Origin of the sequence: Vibrio sp. 10N.247.311.14 (assembly GCF_041467715.1) — a bacterium.
Taxonomy (GTDB): Bacteria; Pseudomonadota; Gammaproteobacteria; order Enterobacterales; family Vibrionaceae; genus Vibrio; species Vibrio crassostreae_C.
The window spans coordinates 1-3,778 of record NZ_JBFSVE010000102.1 but is presented as its reverse complement, the minus strand read 5'-3'; the positions used below and the strand labels follow the sequence as shown (position 1 = coordinate 3,778).

Sequence of the window (3,778 nt, the reverse complement as noted above, 5' to 3'; positions counted from 1 at the left end):
AATAGTTCAAAAAAAATCCCCAAGCGTGGCTTAGGGATTTGTGTATAAGAGACAGCCCAATGGGTGCCTTTTTCTTTAGCATTCGTTAACTCGAAAAGCGGATGCTTACCAGAAGGTAATGAACAAGCCCGCTGTCACTGCCATTCCAACATAGTTGTTGTTTAGAAAGGCTTGGAAACAAAGGTCTCGATCACGGTGGCGCATCAGGTGTTGTTGATACACAAATAAGCTTCCCGCTACCAACAGTGCCCAATAGAAGGTATCTCCTAGTTGGTAATGCATGCCTAACGCAATCAGCATCGCTAGGGTGACGAGTTGCAAAGAGCCAACAATCAGTTTATCGAAGCGACCAAATAAAATAGCCGTCGATTTAATACCAATCTTCAAGTCATCATCTCGGTCAACCATCGCATATTGCGTGTCGTAAGCAATCGTCCACAACGCGTTAATCACGAAGACAAACCACACAATGCTTGGCAGTTCATTGGTTTGTGCCGCCCAAGCCATTGGTATCGCCCAACTAAACGCTAAGCCAAGAAACAACTGTGGAAGATGCGTAAAACGCTTCATGAAAGGGTAAATGAACGCCAGACCCACACCAATAAATGAGAGCTTAATGGTCAGTGGATTCATGGTGAGTACCAGCAAGAATGAAACTACGGCTAGCACTAAAAAGAGCAGAATCGCTTCCTTACTGGAAACCAAACCAGACGGCAGTGGACGCTGCTTGGTACGTTTAACATGACCATCTACTTTACGGTCCGCAAAGTCATTGATCACACAGCCAGCTGAACGCATCAACACCACGCCGAGTACAAAAACAACCAAGACATCAAAATCAGGCATACCTTGTGCGGCGATAATCAGTGACCACAAGGTCGGCCAAAGGAGTAATAGGGTACCAATCGGGCGATTCATTCGCGTTAATTGCCAATACGCCTTCGCTTTGGTGGCAAGCATTTACACACTCTCCTTAGAGTAAATGGGTGATGTTGGTAAAAACAGTTCTGCCACAAGCATCGGTTTATGGTTCATCCATAATCGAGAACGACGCGCGAGTAATCGCTCATCGCCTGCGATAACCCAACCAACTTGCAGCGCATCTCGCTCCACGTTCTCAGCACTAAAAACGGTCAATCCAAGCGGAACATTACCTTGTTGAGAAAGGTCTGAGTGCTGATGATCTTCTAATGTGACTCGGGGAATCAAGGTTCGACCTAACACCCACGGTTCGTCATCACCCTTTAAAATCACTTTACGCAGTAAGCAATCAAACGATGATAAAAGATGTTCCTCGTCTTGTTGCAGCATTGAGCGTTCTACAACTTGATTATGAAGCAACTCAACAGACAGGTGCTGACAGCACTTCCCCAACTTGCGGGAAAGAGAACCTTGCTCCATCAGCCACTCTTTGGTGGTTTCATTAGGAAAATCAAATGTTTCTGTACTTTGCCAATCTACATTCATTAACGAATTAAGATACAGCGATATTGGCTGATTCATACTAGTATTCAATAGGTGACTTTACACGTACAATAAAGCTTCAACTTTCGAACAAAATTAAAGCGTTCTTCGAATTGTAAACGTATTTAGATTTAGACCGCTCATTGTAACAAGACTAATGCGTTTCGAATATCGCGAATAAACTAAAGAAAAGTCACAAATATGCACAAACGTTATGTAGCCCAAATATTTCTTGCGATTACCCTACTCTTTTCAGCATCAAGTTTCGCGGAAGAGGAGTCGGCAGCTAAACTCGCCTACTTCACGCTAGAGCCAGACCTGACCACCAATTTTTACACTAAAGGTAAAAAACTGGGCTACATTCAGGTTCGCCTCGACATCATGGTGGCAAATAGTAGCGACTTGGCCGCTATTGAGCATCACCAACCACTGATTCGCGATGCGGTGATTGAATTGCTTGGCAAACAAAACGAAGAAACCATTAAATCTCTATCTGGCCGTGAAGACTTAAGAAAATCCTTAGTTGAACACCTCAACAAGATTTTGCTTCCAGAGACAGGTAAAACCCTGATTGCTGACTTACTGTTTACCAAATACCTTTATCAGTAATGATGTAAAACGAATCCCAATAAAAAAGCGGCTCATCTGGCCGCTTTTTTTGTCTCTATCGTTTGGCTACTCATTAGAAGATATGAATTAGCTTCTTGCCGAGCTTGGTGCTTTCATCGCATCGATAAAGCCAATAATCACACCAGCGGCTAGACCAGCTAAATGCGCCGTATTGGCGATAGCCATAAATGGCTGCATGTACCCAAGCACCAACCACACCAACATAAAGCCGACAATCTGTCTTGGGATACCTAAACCAAGTTGTGGCGCCTTCGCACCAACCACCCATAAGTAACCAACCAAGGCATACACAACACCAGACAAACCACCGAAGTTCGCCCCTTCAACCCAATACTGCCCAGCACCTGAAAGCGCAGAAGAGACAGCAAAGATCTGAAGTAGCTTGAGGCTGCCAAGTTTCTTCTCAATGTCTCCACCTAGCTGCCACCACCACAAAATATTAAATGCGATGTGCATAACAGAGAAATGTAGAACGGCATGACTCAACCAACGCCACAGCTGCCATTGCTGTCCATCCACCGCTGGGAAATGTAGGGCATTGAAAATAGCTTGGCCAAAACCGATCTGTTGCAGCGCAAAAATCACCACACACACCAACATCAGGCTTAGTGTCACTGGGCCTGCTTTGGCTTTGATCATGCCCATGAAGCTTGGCGTGTGGTAATGGAAGTTGCTCTTTCTGGTCTCTGCCATGTCCCAAGATGCAGCTTGATAGCGCTTATGATTGGGCTCAGCCAGAAAACGATTCAGCTCAGCTTCGGTTTCAACCTGAAATTGGCCATCAAGAAGCCAAAGAGCAAAACGCCCTTCTCCCTCTGGAGACATCTGAATAGGGATCTGACGAGAGGCCATATAATCAATAAATGCTTGAGCAAGACGTGGATTGTCTAACACCATCAATCTAATCATTGTTACTTCCTATTCATTCTATGAGGGATGCTTGAGGCGGTTCAGGTGATGAAAGTCATTAACCTGCGATCACTGGAAGTTCAGCACGATGCCAAGCTTCGAAACCACCATCAACACTATATACCTCTTCAAAGCCTTGGTTCACTAAATATTGTGCCGCACCTTGGCTACTGATGCCGTGGTAGCACATCACTAAGATAGGTTGTTCGAACTCAACCTCATCCATGAATGACACCATCGTATCGTTAGTCAGGTGGTAGGCTGTTTTTGGGTGGGCAACCGCAAAAGACTGCGGGTCACGTATATCGACAAGTCGAGCTTCGCCTTGTTCGATGAGGGCTTGAGCGCCTTTAACATCGATATGTTTAAACTGGTCCATGACTTTCTCTTTTTATACTGATTTACTTTGCTGCCATTGTAACCTATCCCAAGGCTAACATTCACATCCACTTAATAAGGTTATCCACCAGCGATCACTTTTACACCATTTGTGGATAAATCTGTGAATTGCGTGAATAAAGTGTCTTTTCAAAAATAGATCCACAACATGTAGTAATGATCCTGATCTAACTGTGGGTTAACTGAAACATATCCCCACTCGAAAAACCCCGTCAAAGCCTTACTACACACTGCTTTTAGATAGCTGACGAATAAACTTCTCACAGAGTTATCCACAAAATCATTTTGCAAATTTCGATCGCAAAAGTTGAGAAATCGATCCAAATCGAGTAGGAGGAGGCCTCACGGCCTCCGTCCTCTCACACCACCGTACAAG

General features: G+C 44.6%; 5 protein-coding genes. 1 reads left to right on the top strand and 4 read right to left on the bottom strand.

Annotated features, from left to right (window positions below):
- Window positions 1-105: 105 nt before the first annotated feature.
- The gene (gene ubiA / locus AB6F11_RS21485) at window positions 106-960 is read right to left on the bottom strand and encodes a 4-hydroxybenzoate octaprenyltransferase (RefSeq protein WP_017061043.1); all 855 of its coding nucleotides are present in this window, start codon (window positions 958-960) and stop codon (window positions 106-108) included.
- Window positions 961-1,503, bottom strand: a complete 543-nt coding sequence (locus AB6F11_RS21480) for a chorismate lyase (protein WP_164091128.1) — start codon at window positions 1,501-1,503, stop codon at window positions 961-963. It lies immediately after the preceding gene.
- Window positions 1,504-1,665: 162 nt separating this feature from the next.
- Here AB6F11_RS21480 and AB6F11_RS21475 point away from each other — a divergent pair, with 162 nt between their 5' ends.
- Window positions 1,666-2,073 (top strand): flagellar basal body-associated protein FliL, encoded by a 408-nt coding sequence (locus AB6F11_RS21475; protein WP_017063771.1) that lies wholly within the window; start codon window positions 1,666-1,668, stop codon window positions 2,071-2,073.
- Between the two features lie 87 nt (window positions 2,074-2,160).
- Here AB6F11_RS21475 and glpG read toward each other — a convergent pair whose 3' ends face one another.
- Window positions 2,161-3,003, bottom strand: coding sequence for a rhomboid family intramembrane serine protease GlpG (gene glpG / locus AB6F11_RS21470; RefSeq protein WP_017063770.1), 843 nt, complete (start codon window positions 3,001-3,003; stop codon window positions 2,161-2,163).
- A gap of 58 nt (window positions 3,004-3,061) precedes the next feature.
- Window positions 3,062-3,382, bottom strand: a complete 321-nt coding sequence (gene glpE, locus AB6F11_RS21465) for a thiosulfate sulfurtransferase GlpE (protein ID WP_017061039.1) — start codon at window positions 3,380-3,382, stop codon at window positions 3,062-3,064.
- Window positions 3,383-3,778 lie beyond the last annotated feature (396 nt).